15 protein-coding genes are annotated in these 15516 nt (G+C 68.5%); 6 read left to right on the top strand and 9 right to left on the bottom strand.

Translation table 11 applies throughout. From position 1 onward, the window contains the following. Nucleotides 1-2 precede the first annotated feature (2 nt). Together FU260_RS23515 and FU260_RS05750 are read left to right on the top strand one after the other, a co-directional pair. Nucleotides 3-767 carry an ABC transporter ATP-binding protein gene (locus FU260_RS23515; RefSeq protein ID WP_148239491.1) on the top strand — a complete coding sequence of 255 codons (765 nt, stop codon included), beginning with the start codon at nucleotides 3-5 and terminating at the stop codon, nucleotides 765-767. Further along, the gene (locus tag FU260_RS05750; protein ID WP_147916187.1) at nucleotides 764-2734 is read left to right on the top strand and encodes an FtsX-like permease family protein; all 1971 of its coding nucleotides are present in this window, start codon (nucleotides 764-766) and stop codon (nucleotides 2732-2734) included. Before FU260_RS23515 ends, FU260_RS05750 begins: the two co-directional genes overlap by 4 nt. A 31-nt stretch (nucleotides 2735-2765) precedes the next feature. Here the strand turns inward: FU260_RS05750 and FU260_RS05755 are convergent, their stop codons facing one another. From FU260_RS05755 to FU260_RS05770, 4 genes are all read right to left on the bottom strand, one after another. Beyond that, nucleotides 2766-3614 carry an amino acid ABC transporter permease gene (locus FU260_RS05755; protein ID WP_147916188.1) on the bottom strand — a complete coding sequence of 283 codons (849 nt, stop codon included), beginning with the start codon at nucleotides 3612-3614 and terminating at the stop codon, nucleotides 2766-2768. 28 nt (nucleotides 3615-3642) lie between these two features. After that, nucleotides 3643-4290, bottom strand: a complete 648-nt coding sequence (locus FU260_RS05760; RefSeq protein ID WP_147916189.1) for an amino acid ABC transporter permease — start codon at nucleotides 4288-4290, stop codon at nucleotides 3643-3645. A 72-nt stretch (nucleotides 4291-4362) separates the two neighbouring features. Then, on the bottom strand, nucleotides 4363-5301 hold the full coding sequence (locus FU260_RS05765) for a transporter substrate-binding domain-containing protein (protein ID WP_235912439.1): 939 nt from the start codon (nucleotides 5299-5301) through the stop codon (nucleotides 4363-4365). A 296-nt stretch (nucleotides 5302-5597) separates the two neighbouring features. Continuing rightward, nucleotides 5598-6404, bottom strand: a complete 807-nt coding sequence (locus FU260_RS05770) for an NAD(P)H-dependent oxidoreductase (RefSeq protein ID WP_187368429.1) — start codon at nucleotides 6402-6404, stop codon at nucleotides 5598-5600. Nucleotides 6405-6474: 70 nt separating this feature from the next. On the opposite strand from FU260_RS05770, the gene FU260_RS05775 reads away from it, so the two are divergent. Next, complete coding sequence (locus FU260_RS05775) at nucleotides 6475-6843, top strand: winged helix-turn-helix transcriptional regulator (protein WP_147916191.1); 369 nt, start codon at nucleotides 6475-6477, stop codon at nucleotides 6841-6843. A gap of 117 nt (nucleotides 6844-6960) precedes the next feature. Here FU260_RS05775 and FU260_RS05780 read toward each other — a convergent pair whose 3' ends face one another. The 3 genes from FU260_RS05780 to FU260_RS05790 all read right to left on the bottom strand — a co-directional run bounded on the left by FU260_RS05780 (nucleotide 6961) and on the right by FU260_RS05790 (nucleotide 10769). Continuing rightward, nucleotides 6961-8232, bottom strand: coding sequence for an IS110 family RNA-guided transposase (locus FU260_RS05780; RefSeq protein WP_147915851.1), 1272 nt, complete (start codon nucleotides 8230-8232; stop codon nucleotides 6961-6963). 266 nt (nucleotides 8233-8498) lie between these two features. Next, the gene (locus FU260_RS05785) at nucleotides 8499-9332 is read right to left on the bottom strand and encodes a phosphosulfolactate synthase (RefSeq protein ID WP_147916192.1); all 834 of its coding nucleotides are present in this window, start codon (nucleotides 9330-9332) and stop codon (nucleotides 8499-8501) included. Nucleotides 9333-9392: 60 nt separating this feature from the next. After that, entirely contained in the window at nucleotides 9393-10769 is a 1377-nt protein-coding gene (locus FU260_RS05790) for an MmgE/PrpD family protein (protein ID WP_147916193.1), read from the bottom strand. Between the two features lie 190 nt (nucleotides 10770-10959). Between FU260_RS05790 and FU260_RS05795 the strand changes: the two genes are divergently transcribed. After that, complete coding sequence (locus FU260_RS05795) at nucleotides 10960-11676, top strand: TetR/AcrR family transcriptional regulator (protein WP_147916194.1); 717 nt, start codon at nucleotides 10960-10962, stop codon at nucleotides 11674-11676. A 68-nt stretch (nucleotides 11677-11744) separates the two neighbouring features. Here the strand turns inward: FU260_RS05795 and FU260_RS05800 are convergent, their stop codons facing one another. Together FU260_RS05800 and FU260_RS05805 are read right to left on the bottom strand one after the other, a co-directional pair. Continuing rightward, nucleotides 11745-12266, bottom strand: a complete 522-nt coding sequence (locus FU260_RS05800) for a hemerythrin domain-containing protein (RefSeq protein ID WP_147916195.1) — start codon at nucleotides 12264-12266, stop codon at nucleotides 11745-11747. A gap of 82 nt (nucleotides 12267-12348) precedes the next feature. After that, entirely contained in the window at nucleotides 12349-12795 is a 447-nt protein-coding gene (locus FU260_RS05805) for an OsmC family peroxiredoxin (RefSeq protein ID WP_147916196.1), read from the bottom strand. Between the two features lie 308 nt (nucleotides 12796-13103). Here FU260_RS05805 and aztD point away from each other — a divergent pair, with 308 nt between their 5' ends. Continuing rightward, complete coding sequence (gene aztD, locus FU260_RS05810; protein WP_147916197.1) at nucleotides 13104-14540, top strand: zinc metallochaperone AztD; 1437 nt, start codon at nucleotides 13104-13106, stop codon at nucleotides 14538-14540. Continuing rightward, nucleotides 14533-15414 (top strand): metal ABC transporter substrate-binding protein, encoded by an 882-nt coding sequence (locus tag FU260_RS05815; protein ID WP_147916198.1) that lies wholly within the window; start codon nucleotides 14533-14535, stop codon nucleotides 15412-15414. Before aztD ends, FU260_RS05815 begins: the two co-directional genes overlap by 8 nt. Nucleotides 15415-15516: the final 102 nt, after the last annotated feature.

Below are 15516 nucleotides of genomic sequence, written 5' to 3' on the forward strand. Positions count from 1 at the left end.
CGGTGAGCGCGCCGATCCTTGCCGGCCGGCACCTGGGCCACTCCTACGGAGCCGAGCCGGTGCTGACCGACGTGAGCATCGGCGTCGAGCCCGGCGAGGTAGTGGCAGTGATGGGCCCCTCCGGCTCCGGGAAGTCCACGTTGCTGCACCTGCTTGCCGGCCTGCTTCGCCCGGACTCGGGGGAGGTGTACCTGGCCGGGGAGCGGATCGACCGGCTGCCGGAGCAGGCCCGCTCCCGGCTCCGGCTGCGGCAGATGGGCTTCGTGTTCCAGTTCGGTGACCTGATCCCGGAGCTGACCATCGCCGAGAACGTCGAGTTGCCGCTGCGGCTCACCGGCACTCGTGCGGGCCGGGCTCGACGGCGCGCGAGGTTGATGCTGGAACGGCTCGAGATCGCGGCGCACGCGGACAAACGGATCAGCGAGGTGTCCGGTGGGCAGGCGCAGCGGGCGGCGGTGGCCCGAGCGCTCGTGCACTCTCCGGCAGTGGTGCTCGCCGACGAACCGACCGGCTCGCTGGACACCACGGCGGGCGAACTGGTGCTGGAGGCACTGATCGGGGCGGCGCGGGAGAGCGAGACCGCGGTGGTGCTGGTCACCCACGAGCTGCGGGTCGCTTCCTGGGCGGCGCGAGACGTGTTGCTGCGCGACGGCCGAGTGGTCGGCGATACGCCGGTGGCCGGCTCCCCGGCCCAGCCCGTCCTCGCGAGTGCTCCAGGTAGTCCTGCTGCAGATGGGTCGGCACGAGCGGGCAGGTTCAGCCGATGACGGCGGTGCTCGCCCTGGGCCTGCGCCTCGCCAAGGCCGGGGGTCGGCTCCGCGCATTGTCGATCGTGGCGGGGAACGCGTTCGGCGTGGTGCTCCTGCTTGTCGCGCTGTCCTTGCCCGCAGCGCTCTACCCGGATCCTGCCGAGCGTGCCGAGCTGCAGGTGCAGATCTTCGGGATCCTGCTGTTCCTGCTGGTGCCAGCCGTGATCCTGCTGGTTACCGTGGGCCGGCTCTCCTCCGCGGTGCGAGACCGGCGGCTGGCGGCGCTGCGGCTACTCGGCCTATCGCCGTGGCGGACGCGACTGGTGGCGGCCGTGGAGAACGGCGTGCTCGCGCTCGTCGGTGCGCTGCTCGGGGCCGGTGTGATGGCACTCGTGCTGGCGTGGCTGGGCCCGGCGCTCGTCGACACCGGCTGGATGGACCAGGCGCCGCGGACCTCGGTGGTCGCTGGGGTGACGGTCGTGCTTGTGGTGACCGTGGTGTCGGTGCTCGTTGGCACGGCCTCGACATGGGAGCGGGAGCTGCCCGGCCGTGGTCGCGCCGAGGCCACCCGCCACACGCCGGGGATCTGGCGGTTGGGCGTGCTGCTCGTCGGGCTGGGGTTGCTCGGTGGGCTGTGGATGCTCGAACCCCACACACGCCTCCAGGTGTGGCTGTTCGCCCCGTTCCTGCTCGGTGGCGGTGTGTTGACCGCCGTCGGGATCGCACTGACGATCCCGCTGCTCACTTCCTGGTGCGCTCGCGGCCTGGTTCGCTCGGCGCGGGTGGCTCCCCGACTGGCTGGCCGGGCGATCCAGAACGACCCAGTGGGACCATCCCGGGTAGTGGCCGGGCTCGGTGTAGTGACGTTCCTGACGGTTGCCGCGCTGGCGTTCCTCGGTGCCTTCGAGAACATGCCCAACTATCGGTACGCGCTCCAGGTGGTCGGTGAGGGACCGCAGGAGATGGGGGTCTACGCCGAGGATGACGGACCGTTGGTGGGGCTGGACGAGCTGGCCGAGATCCCCGGTGTCCAGGCGGTGATCCCGGATCATGCGGTGACGATCCCGTGTGCTGACCTGGACTCGATGCCTGAGCCGCTCGATGGTGAGCAGTGCGGTGGGCTAGTGTTCGTGGGCACCTGCGGCCAGCTGGCGCAGATCATGACGATGAGCGGCTGTGATGACTCCCGATCGGCACGGATCGATCCGGTCTCCGGGGCCGTCTATTCTCCGTCGTGGAGCATGGACACCTTTCACGGCGACGCCGTGGATCTGACCATCCTTTCGGGTGAGGACCTGACGCGCCGGACGATCGATCTCACCGGGGACCCGATCACGATGGACGCCTGGGCCACAGTCGGGGAGTGGGCCTGGCCGGCGAGTGCGGAAGTGTTCGTTCCAGTGGCGCTGGTCGATGACATTCTGGGCCCGGTGACGCGGGTGCGGGTGAACGCCGACGGTGGCCTCGCAGTGCAGGAGCGGGTTGCCGAGTGGGCATCGGCCCGCGGCTACACGTCCTTCGCTAACCCGATGATGGACTTCGAGGCGGTGCAGACCACAAGAATTGCAGTGTGGTCGTTGTCTGGGGTGGCGCTGGGCACCGGGCTGCTGCTGTTCGCCCTCACTGCCGCGGACCGGGCGCGAGAACGGCGTCGGCACGTGGCCCGGCAGATCATGGTCGGCGTACCGGTGCGGGTGCTGCGCGCCAGCCAGAGCCTGCAGCTGGTCATCCCGGTGCTCACCACCAGCGCACTGGCGATCCTGGCCGGTCTCGTGCTCGCAGGTGGGTACGCGCGCCAGGCGCAATACGTCCCGCCTTCCCAGGGCGGTCTCATGGGCGCCATCGAGGAGACCTTCGCAGTGATCAGCCTGCAGTCCTGGTTGGTGCTCGCCGGGATGATCGCGCTCGCGGTACTGCTCGCCGTCGCCAGCACGGTGCCGTTGATCCGCACCCGGCTGCGCCCGGAGCTGCTCCGCCGAGAGTGACCCACCGGGGGCGGCCGCAACAGGTGGGCCGCTAGGCGATCCCGCCCATCCGGCGGGGTGCCGCCAGGGAGAGGCCGCGGGCGCCGGTGCGGCCCATCCGCCGGTCCAAGGCTCGGGCACCCCAGGAGATCAGCATGTTCACCAGGATGTACACGATGGTGACCACCAGGTAGGTCTGCACCAGGTCACCGGTGTTCGCGATCAGCACCCGTCCGCTCTGCAGCAGCTCGGCGTAGGAGACCACGTACCCGAACGCGGTGTCCTTGACCACGATCACCGCCTGCGCCACCAGCGCCGGGATCACGATCCGCAGCGCCTGCGGCAGCACGATGGTGCGGAACGTCTGCCCGTCGGTGAGACCCACGGACAGGCCCGCCTCGGTCTGCCCCCGGGGGAGGGCGAGCACTCCGGCGCGGAACACCTCTGCCAGGGTGGCCGCCGCGCACAACGTGATCGGGATGACCAGCTTGGCGAACGTGCTCGCCTCGATGCCGTAGGCGGGTAGGGCGAACATGAACACGTAGATGATCAGCAGCACCGGCACGGCGCGGAACAGCTCGATGATGCCGGTGCACAGCCAGCGCAGCGGGAGGACCTTGGAGAGCCGGCCCAGCGCGAGCAGCAGCCCCAGCGGTAGTGCGGCGGCGCCCGCCACGCCGGCGGCCAGCATCGTGTTCTTCAGCGCCGTGCCCAGATAGCGCAGCGTGCCCGGCTCGGTGAAGGTGCGCCATTTCGACGGCGCCAGGGCACCGGAGGCGTAGAACTGGTAGTAGGCCAGGGCGAACAGGCCGAGGATCAGCAGCACGCTGAGCACGGTGATGATCCGGATCCACCGCTGGGCGCGAGGGCCGGCGGTGTCGAACATCGCGTGCGCGTTCATCGGAGCACCCCGCGCCGGTAGGGCGATGTCATCGGAGCACCCGGAACTTCTTCTCCGCCGCAGCACCGACGCCGGCGGCTCCCAGTGAGATCGCCGCATACGCGGCCGCCGCCACGGCGAAGGTGATCAGCCCGAGGGCCTCCTTGTTGTTGATCAGCGACGCGGTGTAGGTCAGGTCCGCCTGCCCCACCACTGCGGCCATCGAGGAGCTGAGCAGGATGCCGATGAACAGCGTCACCATCGGGCCGATCACACTCCGTGCGGCCTGGGGGACCACCACGTCGCGCATGATCCCGGAGAACGTCAGCCCGATCGACCGCGCCGCCTCGATCTGCCCGGCGCCGACCGCGTTCGCGCCGGTGCGCAGCGTCTCGCACGCGAACGCCGCACCCACGGAGGTGGTCGCCAGCATCACCCCGGGAAGGAAACCTGGGTTCAGCCCGATCTCCGGCAGCCCGTAGACCACCAGCACCACCAGTGCCACCAGCGGCACGTTCCGGAAGATCTCCACATACACGCTCGCCGCCGCCCGAAGCGGTGGGATCGGACTGATCCGGCAGGTAGCGAGGAGCGTGCCCAGGATCAGCGCTCCGACGAACGAGACCCCGGTGATCTGCACGGTCACCCACAGTCCGGAAAGCAGTTCGGGCAGATAGTTCCCGAAGAGCACACCCATGTGGCTTCCTTCCCTGGCTGGGAGAACGAACGTCAGGCGGGGCGCGGCCCGGCGCCCCGCGCTGGGCGGTGTCTACAGCCCGGTGTCGCCCGGGGTCGGGGGCGTCGGCACGTCCGGGATGTCTGCCCGGTCGCCGATGGTCAGCTGCCACAGGTCTGCCCACAGGCCGCTGTCCTCGATCTCGGTGAGGAAGGTGTTGATGAAGTCCACCGCATCCGAGTCCTGGTTCACTCCGATGCCGTAGGGGTCTTCGGGGCCGAACGGCTCGCCGACGATCTGCACATCGTCGTTGGCCACTACGGCGTTCATCAGCAGCGTCTGGTCGATCACGTAGGCGTCCGCATTGCCCTGCTGCACCGCGGCCAGCGCCTGCGCGTGGTCCGGCAGCGCGAGGATCTCCGCCTCCGGTGCTTCCTCTTCCAGCAGTGTGACCCCGGTGGAGTTCGCCTGGGTCGCCACCGTGCGCCCGGCCAGGTCGTCGACGCCCTGGATGTCGGTGGTGTCCGTCGAGACCAGGATGCCGGCCTGGGAGCTGTAGTACGGCCCGGCGAACGCGACCCGCTCAGCCCGTTCCGGAGTGATCGAGTAGGTCGCGATCACCGTGTCGACCGTGTTCGACTCGAGCACCTGCTCGCGGGTGTCCACGGTCACCTGCTGCAGCTCCATGTTCACCTCGCCGAGGATGTACTGGCTGAGCATCTGCTGGATCCCGGAGTCGAACCCGCGAGTCTCACCGGTGGTCGGGTCCAGCAGGGAGAACAGCTCGGAGGTTTCCGTGCCGCCGACGGTGAGCACCCCGGCCTCACGAACGGCACTGGCCCATTCGTTGCCTTCCACTGCGGCGTCGTCGGCCACCGGCCCGGAGCCGACCAACTCGGTGTAGGCGTCGCCGCCCCCCTCGTCGGCGCCCTCGTCCGCGGGGTCCTCGGGGGAACAGGCGGCCAGGGCCAGGGTGGACAGGGCTACGGCCGTCAGCGTGGCCAGCACTCTGCTGCGAGCGGTAGTGCGCATCGTCATCTCCGTCTGTTCCAGGCATGCGGCCGGGTGGCCGCTCGTTCACGGTAGTAGTAGTAGTAGTAGTGAACCGACTCCATCCCGGTGCGCGCCACTCGTTTCACCAAACGGTTACCTACTGAGATACCCACGACGGCGGAGCGAACCTGGGCACGGCGCGCTCCGCCGTCGTGCATCGTGCCCGTGCGAATCGACGGAGTACGTCCTGAACATCGGAGTACCGAAACTCCGGTACTCCGATGTCCATTCGGTACTCAGATGGCCGCACCGGGGCCGGGGCGGGCCGGGGCCGCTCAGGCGCAGAGGTGGGCGGCGAGCCCGGTCCGACCGGGCGCGACGTGCGGGTGCAGCTCCCAGTCCTCGGTGTAGTCGCCGGTGAACTGCTCTCGGTAGCTGATCGGCTCCTCGTCGAAGAGACCTTTCAGCCGGGTGGCCAGCGAGTCCCGCACCGCGCTGAAGCCCTCCTCGGAGGTGAAGTCCGCACTCGGCAGGATCCACGGCTGCAGCGCCGACATCCCGGTGTAAGCGAACGTGCCGTGCAGCAGGCCGTAGAACAGCTCGGTCGGCGGGCCGCTGATCCCGCGGGGCCCCAGCGCGCCCGGCCGGTCGCCGGCAGTGATCACTGCCAGGGCCCGCATCCCGCGGAACGGACCCTGCTCGAACCGCAGCCGCCGCCCGGTGACCGGGTCGCTGCCGAAGGCGAATCCGCTGACGAACACCCGGTCGAACCAGCCCTTGAGGATGGCCGGCATGCCGTACCACCACAGCGGGAACTGGATCACGAGTGCGTCCGCGCGGCGGAGCTTGTCCTGCTCGCGGGCCACATCCTCGGTGAGGGCATCCTCCAGGTAGGCGGCGCGCCCATGCCTGGTCACCTCCACCCGGCCGGTCAGCCCGCGGCGGTCCAGATTGTCCCGGCGGACCACCGCGTCCCAGCCCATCGCGTACAGGTCCGAGGTGAGCACCTCGTGGCCCTGCTCGCGCAGCGTCTGGGCACCGCTACGAGCGAGGGAGGCGGTGAGCGAGGCCGGTTCCGGATGGGCGCTGACCCACAGCACGGTGCGCGGCTCGGTGTTCTGGTTCAGGTGTGACGGATGCATATGTCCATGCTGAGGCGTTAGGGCCGAAGTGAACAGTACGGACATTTGTGTCCCCAGAAGGGGAGTGGCGATGCGTCTTCCGGTGCAGCGGGCGGTCGAGGTGTGCCCGGTGGAGGTGGCGGTCTCCGTGCTCGGTGGCACGTGGAAGCTGACGCTGATCAAGCATCTCGCGGAGGGGGAGCGGCGGTTCGGGGAGCTCGGCCGGTTGGTGCCGCTGGCGAACCGAAAGACCCTGACCCGCCAGCTTCGTGAGCTCGAGGAGGACGGCGTGCTGGTGCGCACTGTCCATCCCGAGGTGCCGCCGCGGGTGGAGTACGCGCTGACCGATCTCGGCCGGAGCCTGATGCCGGTGGTGGCGGCGATGGATGCGTGGGGCGGACATTTCGCGCAGGTGAGCGGTCTGGTGGCTGCGACCGGCGACGAGCAGACGACCGTCTGAGGACCTCCTGAACATCTGAGGGCCGAAAATTCGGTACTGACCCGAAAATCGTAGGTTCGGTGTGCAGGGTGGTTCGCCCGGGGTCGTGACCCGGGTGTTGGGGTGGGTTGGTGGGTTTCAGGCGGCGGCTTCGAGGGTGACGTAGTAGCCGAGTTGTTGTAGGGCGCGGACGTGGTTGTCGCGGCGCCGGTCGGGGCGGATGCGTTGTTCGTAGTAGTCCGGACCGAGGTCGTTGAATCGGGCCTGGGGATCGGACAGGAGGTGCCAGATGATCACGAGCATGGAGCGTCCCACGGCGACGTTGGCGCGCAACTTCCCGCGCCGGCGTGCCAGGCGGCGGTAACGCTCGCCGAGGAAGGTGTGGGTCCGGGCCGCGTTCACGGCCGCATCGCCCAGGGCGCGGGCGAGGTATCGATCGCCTTTACCGGTGGCGTTCTTGCCGTGGGACTTACCCGCGGACTGGGAGATGACCGGGGCGTATCGGGCCCACGAGCACAGGTGCCCAGCGGTGGGGAAGCGGCTCATGTCCACCCCGATCTCAGCGATGATCGCCGCGGCCGCATGGCGTCCGATCCCGGGAATCTCATCCAGGGATGCGACCTGATCGGCAAAAGGGACCAGCTCGGCCTCGATCCTGGCCTCCACGGCAGCGATATCAGCATCCAGACGCTCCACCCGGGACATCATCGTGGCCAGCAGGAAGGCATGGTGGTCGGTGAAGAACCTGGCCGTGAAGGCCTCTTCCAGAGCGGCCCGCTTGGCTGAACCTCGCAGGCTGCCTTTGGCCAACTCGGCCAGAGCCTTCGGATCGCGCTGACCATCGATGAGCGCGTGCAGCATCGCTCGCCCGGAGACCCCGAAGATATCCGAGGCCACGACCGAGACCTTGACCCCGGCAGTATCGAGGACCTTCTCCACCCGCTGCTTCTCCGCCGTGCGCGCGGTAATCAGATCGACCCGATAGCGCGTCAGATCCCGCAGCACCCGAATCGGTGCCGGTGGAACGAAACTCGGTCGCAGCATCTTTCGCTCAGCAACCTTGCACAACCAAGCCGCGTCCAGCTTGTCGGTCTTGGCCCGCCCGGGCAGGTGCTTGACATCGCGAGCGTTGACCACCCACACGGTGAACCCCGCCTGCTCCAGCAAATAGAACGGGGCCTTCCAGTAGTCCCCGGTGGCCTCCATCACCACCAGAGACACCTGCTCGCACCGGAAGTGATCACACATCGCCAACAACGAGCCCGTCATCGTGGAATAAGACTGGATCTCCTGGACCCGCCGACCCGACTCACCCGGGATCCGCACACACGCGACCACCTCGGCCTTGCCCACATCCAGCGCGGCCACCCGCGCGACAACTACCTCACCATCATCAGCTTCCTCATACACCGCCACCACCACCTCTGACCAGAGAACCCGATAGGCGTGGCCGCCCGGGGAGGATCAGGCACCAACGAATCTGACCCGCGTGCTCGAAGCAACAATGAAGGGCCCACAACGACCTCCCAGCGTCCTACTCAGACACGGCGTCAACCACCAAAGTACCGCGACGTAAACAGGCGACCACAACCCGATTTTCCGCCCGGAAGGGCCTCAGCGACAGCCGAGCCCCACTACTCAGATGTGGGTTTGGTCCTCAGACGGGTGTATCACCTCTACGGCGCGGGGTTGATCACTCGGCCCCAGGTCGACTTGTTCCCCCAGATGTTCTGCCGTAGGCCCTCCAGCTGCAGGATCTGGGTGTGGTCGACGAACAGGTTCACCTCGTTGCCGTAGTTCTTCACGTACCACTCGAAGACCGGGCCGTCGGCGGCCTCGAACATGACGTTCTCCAGGCCGAGGCCGTTGATGATCGAGGCGGCCGCGCCGGTGTTCCACTCGGTGACGTTCTCGGTGATGCCCTCGGACTCGATCATGATGATCGAGGCGCCGGCGTCCAGCGCCCGTTTGCCGCGGTCCACCAGGTCGCCGATGTCCTTCTTGCTCTCCGCAGCCAGCTCGGCCTCGCCGGAGTCGCCGCCGGAGCCGATCTGGATGCCGAGCTCGGGCTTGGCCTTCAGCCCGGCCTTGACGACTTTCTCCACCAGGCGCTCCAGGCCGGAGGTGGGCAACATGATGAAGCCGGTGGAGATCTCGATGGTGTCGAAGCCGACCTCCTTGGCCTCCTTCAGGTAGGCGTCGACCGCATCATCGCCGTAGCGCAGCACGGTCTCGATCCAGCCGCCGGAGGAGACATAGGAATCATGAGCGTGGGCGATCTCGCTGAACGCCTTCACCTGCTCGGTGGGCAGCAGGGCGAACGAGCCGCCGGCCCACTTGATGCCGTCCACCCACTGCCCGGCGACGTCGAAGACGTCCTGCAGGTGGCGGGTGCCGAAGGTGTCGTAGTAGGGCGCACGGATCTCGGTGATCCCGTGGCTACGCGGTTTCGTCGGCCGGTAGGCGCGGGGGACGAAGTCGAAGGACACATCGTGTGCTGTGCGGGTCATGATGAGACTCCTTTTCTTGGTCTTCTCTCCTTGCGCTGCGGGGCGGTGTGTACGGCCCCCTCAGGTGGTGCGGGTACTCGAGACGCTGGCGAGCGCAGCAGTGAGCGTCGCGGTCGGCTGGTGTTCCAGGTCGCGCACGATCGCGACGATCTCCTGGCGCAGGCTCGCATCGGCGAATGGGCTGGTCAGGCGGGTGAACTTGTCCTCGACGGCGTCCCATCCGGCGGGCTGGGAGTGGAACCCCTCGTAGGTGTGGTGGGTGGCCTGGAAGGTGGTGCCGTCGGTGAGGATGATCGTCAGCTCAGCGGGCATCTCGTTCGGGAAACGCGCGGAGAGGGCCTCGTCGGGACTGATGGCCACCTTGTGCAGCAAGGCTTGTACGTCACCTGCGATCACGCGCTCCGGGACGTACTGCGCCGGGGTGAGCTCACCGTCCAGCAGGGTGACGGCGAGCATCCACGGCAGGGAGTGGTCCGCCTCCTCCTTGGTGCGGACGGTGCGCTTGTCGCCCTCTTCGCCGCCGCCGATGATCGAGTAGGCGACGTCGAAAGTGGACAGGTCGATGGCGGCGATGTCCTCGACGCGGAATCCTTCCTGGCCGCGGACGTCCAGCGCCGCCTCCAGGGCGGACTGGGAGTGGATCTCGGCGTTGTACTTCTTGATGATGGTGCGGGTGACGTTCTCCAGATCCTCGGCGGACCAGTCGATCTGGAACGGGCCGGCGATGGAGTCCTTGAAGCCCTTATTGCCCTCGAACACCTCGGCGGGGCCGGTGATACCGCGTTGGGCGAGCAGTGCAGCGAACATGCCTTCTTTGGCCACCTGTGGGTAGGCGAGACCCTTCCAGTTGCTCAAGGACCCGGTACGGGTGACGCGCAGCGCGTTGTTCGCCGTTCCGGAGATAGCGATCGCGTGCGCGATCTGCTCGGCCGGCAGACGCAGCGCCTTGGCGGCTGCGGCCGCTGCGGCATAGGCGCCCTGGGTGGTGTGGTCGAAGCCCTTGGCGCGAACCGGGGCGACGTCGGACAGGCGGGTGTGCACCTGATAGGCGACCGCCAGCGCTGTGAGCAGCTCGGCGCCGCTGGCACCGGAGTGCTCGGCCGCAGCGAGCACCGCACCCAGGTTGTCCGAGGGGTGGTTGGTCTCGCCCCTGGCCAGGTACGAGTCCATGAAGTCCAGGTAGCGGCTGAGGCCGGAGTTGTAGAAGGCGGCGCGTTCGGGGGAGGTCTTCCCGCCGCCGATCAATGTGGCGCTCGGAGTTCCGCCCAGATCGTCGACCAGGCCGCGGATGGCCCGCATCGGGGCAGCGTCGAGGGCACCGATCGCCACCCCCACGGTGTCTAGTACACGGATCTTCAGCTGTTCCCGTGCGGTTGGGCTGAGCTGGTCGAGGCTGGCCCTCGCGGTGAAGTCCGCCAGCTCCTCTACCTCTGTCATGGTGGCTCCCTTCTGCGTGGCCGGCGGCGTCCGCCCGGACCTGCGTGACGGCCGAGGTCGGCCTTGCCACCACCATGCGCTCTATTTATCTCGATGTCAAGATATTCGCAAAGGTAAGGATATTTCGTGAGGGGGTCCGGTCGGCGGCGAGGGTGTAGCGCCGATCAGCGGGACGGACTATTCTCACGCCATGCCTGATCTGTCCACATCGGCGCACACTCGCCAGGCGATCCTCGAAGCCGCTGCGCACGAGGTGCTAGAGCACGGCTACGCGGGGGCGTCGCTGTCCAGCATCGCTGGCCGGCTGGGGCTGACGAAGGGGGCACTGGCCTACCACTTCCCCACGAAGGACCGCATCATCACCGCGCTCCTGGAGCGCTTCCAGAGCGTGCTCGCCGAGTCCGACAACGCCGCGGCCGAGGTGTTCGGCGACAGCCCGTCGCGAGCCTGTGTCGCACTCGTGGTGAACGTCGGACATGCGGCCGGGACGGATATCGTGACCACGGCCGCGATGTCCTTGTTCTCCGACCCGTCGGTTTCTCGAGACGGGTTGATCGGGGCGATGACCGACTGGGTCGACCGCGTCCTGGCCCACCTGCAGGCCATGGTGGCCGAGGAGGGGTACACGTTCGGGGTGGATCTGCACGATGCGGCAGAGTTCTTCATCGCCACCCTCGGCGGCACCTGGATGACGGCCCGGTACTTCCCGCGGACCGCTGCTCGCCCTCGGCTGCAGTTCACCCAGCTCGCGCTCGAGGCGATCGGACTGCCTCCGGCGGTCACCGATGCGGTGGTCGCCGACGTCCTCGCTGCAGCGCGGGATCAGCGGGTACGGATTGCGCCGGTAGAACTGATGACCGGTGAGCCGCTGCAGTTCCGGTACGGGCCGCCGGACGCGGGTTCCTGAGCTGATGGTCGGGTGTGGCGCTCGCAGTGGTGGGGCAGTGGGTCGCGCGTGCTTGCGGCCGCTGCCGGTCAGCCGGCGGCGCGCTCGCAGACCCACCCCGGTGGCGTGCTGCCGGTGCGGAGGAACCGGGCAAGCTCGGCGTGTGCAGCCTCGGACAGGTCCACATCGGCCCGGCTATAGATGATCGGCTCTTCTTTGCTGTTGTGTGCCTCGAGGAGTTCGAGCATGGTGCCGCAGCGGGTGACGAGATTGTGGCGCAGGCAGGAGTCCCCAGTGCCGCTCTCCAGTGCTTCCCCGAGCTGGTCCATCGCCCGCCACAGCTCGCCGTGTTCGCGCAGCATCACCATGATCGGCATCATCAGGCCGGCGGCCCGGATCGGCGGGAAGAGGAAGGCCTCCTCGAGGTAGATGTGCCGCCGCAGCGCGGTCATCGCGTCCAGGAGCGGGGCGACCCAGTTGCCGGTGGCGTCCTCGGCGCCGTTTCGGGCGCGGGCGACGAAGGCCTCGATGCCCGCATCGATCTCGCGGTGCTCTCGCGTGAGTAGCTCGCCGATCGAGATGCTCGCAGGGTTACTGGCTGGTGCCGGCATAGTCGTCGTTCCTTCGGGAGGTGCCGCTGCGGCACTCGGGGCGCGTCCGCAGGTCCCGGTGCCGCAGCGTGCTTTTCTGGCCTCAGGCGGTCTCGAGTGCGGCGTCGACGGTGATGGTGGCCCCGGCGAACAGCCGCGAGATCGGGCACAGCGCGGAGGCGTCGTCCACAACCTTCGCGAAGCCTGCCTCGTCCAGCCCCGGGACCTGGGCGCGCACGCGCAGCGCCGAGGTGGTCACGGTGGGTGCGCCGTCCACCTCGTCCAAGGTGACGCTCGCCGTCACCGTCAGCTGCTGCGCCGGCGTCTGGTTCTCACCGAGCTTGAGCGAGAGCGCCATCGAGTAGCAGGAGGAGTGCGCGGCGGCGGCCAGCTCCTCGGGGCTGGTCTTGCCTCCCGGGCCCTCGGTGCGTGCCGCCCAGGTGACCTTCTGATCGTCCAGTACTCCGCTGCTGCTGTTGCTCAGCGTGCCGACGCCCGCTGCCAAGGAGCCTGCCCAGGTGGTCTGCGCGCTCCGAACCGCGATGCTCATCGTGCCCTTCTTTCCACTGCACTCGTCAGTTTATACAAGTAGTACTTGTGTAAATGGTACACGTCGATAGCCGCGGCGATAGGGGGCCGCCGAGCCGAGGATGGTGTGCGGGTGTGGGTGTGGGTGTGGGTGTGGGTGCGGGTGTGGGTGTGGTGGCTGCGGGTGCGGACGGCGCGCGGGTGCGGGGGTCGGCCTGCGCATTGACCGCATCTCGATATCGATAATGATAACGACTCGCATTACTGGTAATGTCCGGACCACTCAAACCGGAAGGGAGTGGGCCGACTGTTCTGTCGGCCCGATTGCACATGTCCACCACATCTCTCCTCAGCCGCCGGCGCGGCACCGCTATCGCCCTGTTCGCTCTGGCACCGTTCGTCCTCGCAGCCTGTGCCGAACAACCGGACCCCGCCGGCGGGGCCGGCCCAGCCGAGACCGAGCAGGCCGCGGAGCCCGCCGAGGTGGCCGCGGTCAGCCCCCGTCTGCTGCTCAGCTACGACGGCGGAATCCAGGTGCTCGACGCCACCACCCTTGAGACCGTGGGGGACCTGCCTGCCGACGGCTTCCTCCGCCTGAACACTGCCGGCAACGGCCGGCATGCCCTGGTCTCCACCGGCGGTGGCTTCCAACTGCTCGACGCCGGAGCATGGGCCGAACCGCACGGCGACCACTCGCACTACTACACCGCCGCCCCGGAGCTCACCGACATCACCTACGCGGCCGAGGCTCCCGGGCACGTGATCAGCCACGACGGACAGGTGTCGTTGTTCGACGACGGCACCGGGGCGGTCACGGTGCTGGATGCGGCGCAGATCGCGGCCGGTCCCGAGGGGTCCGTGCTGCGCGAGTACGTCACGCCCGCGCCGCACCACGGCGTGGCCATCGCTCTCGAAGACGACTCCCTGGTGGTCACCGAAGGTACGGAGGAGGAGCGCAGCAGCCTCCTGGTGCTGGACGCCGAGGGTGCAGAGATCGCAGCCTCCGATGACTGCCCCGGAGTCCACGGCGCCGAGGTGGCTGCCGACGGCGCAGTCGTGGCCGGCTGTGAGGACGGTGCGTTGGTCTACCGCGACGGGCAGATCACCCACGCCGACAGCCCGGACGACTACGGCCGGATCGGCAACCAGGCCGCCGCCCCGAACTCGCCGATCGTGCTCGGGGACTACAAGAGCGACCCGGATGCCGAGCTGGAGCGGCCCACCCAGGTGTCTCTGATCGACACGCGCACCGCGGAGGTCTCGCTGGTGGAGCTCCCGGCCTCCTACTCCTTCCGCTCCCTGGCCCGCGGTGACGACGGCGAGGCGCTCGTGCTCGGCACCGACGGTGCGATCCACGTGATCGACCCGGAGGCCGGTGAGCTGGAGCGTTCGATCCCGGTGATCGAGGCGTGGGAAGAGCCGGGTGAGTGGCAGCAGCCCCGGCCCACGATCGCCGTCGGCGGCGGAACCGCCTACGTGAGTGACCCGAACGCCCAGGCGATCTACGCCGTCGACCTGGAGAGCGGCGAAGTGTGGAACAGCGCGCAGCTGCCCGTGGCCGGCAACGAGCTGGCACTGATCAGCGGGGACGCCGAGGCCGCTGAGCACGGTGACGGTGGCGACGCCGGCCACGAGCACGAGGACCACGAGCATGAGCACGGTGACGGTGGCGACGCCGGTCACGAGCACGAGGACGAGCACGAGCACGAGGACCACGAGCACGGGGACCACGAGCACGAGCACGAGGACCACGGCCACGATGACTGACCGTCTCCGGCCGGCGGCCGCCCTGGTGGCGGTCGCCGGCCTGCTCGGCGCAGCGGCGTGCACTCCAGGAGATACCGGCGACGGCGGAACTTCCGTTCTCGCCTCGTTCTACCCGTTGGTGTTCGTCGCCGAAGAGGTGGGTGGACCGGAGGTCGAGGTGGAGAGCCTGACTCCGGCCGGAGGCGATCCGCACAGCCTAGAGCTGTCCCCGGCGCAGATCATGCAGCTCGACCAGGCGGATCTGGTCGTCTACAGCGCCGGACTGCAGGCGGCAGTGGACGAGGCGATCGCCACCCAGGCCCCGGAGGATGTGATCGATGCCATGGCGGCGGCCGGCCTCACCGGTGACACGGCCGAGAGTCGTGATCCGCACTTCTGGCTCGATCCGACGCTGCTGGAGCCGGTGGCGACGGAGGTGGCCGAGCAGCTGGGTGCCGCCGACCCCGACCATGCGCAGGAGTACGCGGCGCGGGCCGAGGAGCTGGTGGCCGAGCTCGCCGAGCTGGACCAGCACTACAGCGACGAGCTGGCCGCATGCCAAGGTGCCGTGCTGATCACCTCGCACGAGGCGTTCGGCTATCTCGCCGACCGGTACGGGCTGCAACAGGAAGGTATCGCCGGGATCGACCCCGAGGTCGAGACATCGCCGGCCCGGGTGCGCGAGGTGGGGGAGCTGGTCCGCGACCACGAAGTGCGCACGCTGTACTTCGAGACGATCGCCTCGCCACGGGTGACCGAACAGCTGGCCGCCGAGCTCGACGTCGATACCGCAGTGCTTGATCCACTGGAGAGCCCGCCCGCCGAGGGGGACTACCTGACGGCGATGACGGCCAACCTGGAGGCGCTCACCAGCGGACTGACCTGTGGGGACTGAGACCCGGCGCCGGAGGGCCCCTCGGCGCCCGGATACGGTGTGGTGATCAGCGGCGACGGCCGGACGACCGGCGCTGCCTGTCTCAGTTGACGATCAGGATGG

The sequence above is a fragment of the Ruania zhangjianzhongii genome (assembly GCF_008000995.1).
Taxonomy (GTDB): domain Bacteria; phylum Actinomycetota; class Actinomycetes; order Actinomycetales; family Beutenbergiaceae; genus Ruania; species Ruania zhangjianzhongii.

What these genes read in the sequence shown, in the direction of transcription:
- FU260_RS05785 (WP_147916192.1), bottom strand. Translation starts at nt 9,332, where the DNA reads ATGACCCGCACAGCACACGATGTGTCCTTCGACTTCGTCCCCCGCGCC.
- FU260_RS05805 (WP_147916196.1), bottom strand. Translation starts at nt 12,795, where the DNA reads ATGAGCATCGCGGTTCGGAGCGCGCAGACCACCTGGGCAGGCTCCTTG.
- FU260_RS05760 (WP_147916189.1), bottom strand. Translation starts at nt 4,290, where the DNA reads ATGGGTGTGCTCTTCGGGAACTATCTGCCCGAACTGCTTTCCGGACTG.
- FU260_RS05775 (WP_147916191.1), top strand. Translation starts at nt 6,475, where the DNA reads ATGCGTCTTCCGGTGCAGCGGGCGGTCGAGGTGTGCCCGGTGGAGGTG.
- FU260_RS05790 (WP_147916193.1), bottom strand. Translation starts at nt 10,769, where the DNA reads ATGACAGAGGTAGAGGAGCTGGCGGACTTCACCGCGAGGGCCAGCCTC.
- FU260_RS05800 (WP_147916195.1), bottom strand. Translation starts at nt 12,266, where the DNA reads ATGCCGGCACCAGCCAGTAACCCTGCGAGCATCTCGATCGGCGAGCTA.
- FU260_RS05755 (WP_147916188.1), bottom strand. Translation starts at nt 3,614, where the DNA reads ATGAACGCGCACGCGATGTTCGACACCGCCGGCCCTCGCGCCCAGCGG.
- FU260_RS05765 (WP_235912439.1), bottom strand. Translation starts at nt 5,301, where the DNA reads ATGCGCACTACCGCTCGCAGCAGAGTGCTGGCCACGCTGACGGCCGTA.
- FU260_RS05750 (WP_147916187.1), top strand. Translation starts at nt 764, where the DNA reads ATGACGGCGGTGCTCGCCCTGGGCCTGCGCCTCGCCAAGGCCGGGGGT.
- aztD (WP_147916197.1), top strand. Translation starts at nt 13,104, where the DNA reads ATGTCCACCACATCTCTCCTCAGCCGCCGGCGCGGCACCGCTATCGCC.
- FU260_RS05770 (WP_187368429.1), bottom strand. Translation starts at nt 6,404, where the DNA reads ATGCATCCGTCACACCTGAACCAGAACACCGAGCCGCGCACCGTGCTG.
- FU260_RS05795 (WP_147916194.1), top strand. Translation starts at nt 10,960, where the DNA reads ATGCCTGATCTGTCCACATCGGCGCACACTCGCCAGGCGATCCTCGAA.
- FU260_RS05815 (WP_147916198.1), top strand. Translation starts at nt 14,533, where the DNA reads ATGACTGACCGTCTCCGGCCGGCGGCCGCCCTGGTGGCGGTCGCCGGC.